Origin of the sequence: Stutzerimonas kunmingensis, assembly GCF_002929225.1 — a bacterium.
In the GTDB taxonomy this organism is placed as follows: Bacteria; Pseudomonadota; Gammaproteobacteria; order Pseudomonadales; family Pseudomonadaceae; genus Stutzerimonas.
On sequence record NZ_PISM01000007.1, the window covers coordinates 1 to 1,337 of the forward strand.

Below are 1,337 nucleotides of genomic sequence, written 5' to 3' on the forward strand. Positions count from 1 at the left end.
AAACATTGTAGTGTGACTCTCCCAGGACATCCATACCCTCACTAACACAAATTCTTTGATCTATATATGACATTAACCAGACTAATCTTAATCTATTAGGCTCAGATAGAGCCTTCATAATATCAATGTAGCTCGAAATCAACGCAATTACCTCCGATCAAAGTTATATAATGCTACGTGAAGCAGCATTATATACTATAGAGTTATAAGACAAAGCTAAAAATCATCCCACCTATGGTCGCAATGGCAAGCACGATTGCAACAAATGCTATTACAGCCCTAGGTTTCAAGACAGTGGATATAATTGCTATCTCGGGTAAGCTAGCACCTGTGCCGCCAATAATCAATGCCATTGCAGCCCCCATCCCCATCCCCTTTCCGATTAACACATCTAGTAATGGTAGAGCCATTTCAATTCGTAGGTAGAGCGGAATACTAATAACAGCAGCAATAGGAATGGCAAACCAATTATCACTACCAACGAATCTTTCGACAATATCAGCAGGCAAAAAAGCGGCTGACAAGGCGCTAATTGCTGCACCAATCAAAACATAGGGAGTAATTTTTTTAAATAAAGCCCAAGCAAACTGTATAGCCAAACCAAGGCGTTCTTTATGTGACTCGGTTTTTTGTGAGGCTGAAGGCAGGCTACATGCCGGCACTGAAGAATAGCCAGAAACTGGTGTCGAAGAGCAACTAACTAGCCCTAATGCTTGATCTTCAACCTGCAGTAAATTTTTCACCTCATTTTTCTTTGTAGAAACACTACAAGTCTGTTTAGGTTCAACTATATCGCGCTTTACTGCATTACGCAGACTTGTAAAGCTGACTATATATCCTGCCGCTATCGCTCCCAGAAATGTCACTAAAAAATAAATAAAGGCCACTTTGATTCCAAAGGTAGCTGCAATTAATCCAACCACAACAAAGTTTGTTAAAGGAGCTGAAATCAAAAAACTAAATACAGTTCCAGTAGCAATTCCCATTTGCACCATGCCAATCATAACTGGAATCATTGCAGCACTACAAAAAGGGGTTAAAATTCCCATGAGCGCCCCGATTATCGGGCCTTTACTTTCATGCTTGCTTAACTTTTCTTGTAGCTTCTCCTGTGGCACGTAATGCCGGACAAGGCCAGTAATAATTGCGACTGCGGCAATTATCAATAATAGCCCGCTTCCTATATGCAGGAACTCATCCAAAACTATTCCCCAATCACTTTCTTGCATAATAAATTATCTCCCGATTAATGACATCATTCCAACATACGCACACATGCATGTATGCGCATGTTTGCGTATGTTATGGTTGGTTCAGAAGCCTGTCAAGTAGGAAGT

1 protein-coding gene is annotated in these 1,337 nt (G+C 40.7%); it reads right to left on the reverse strand.

Annotated elements, in window-relative coordinates:
* Positions 1-203: 203 nt before the first annotated feature.
* A complete protein-coding gene (locus tag CW305_RS06525; protein ID WP_104097427.1) occupies positions 204-1,229 on the reverse strand; it encodes a permease in 1,026 nt (341 codons plus the stop codon).
* Positions 1,230-1,337: the final 108 nt, after the last annotated feature.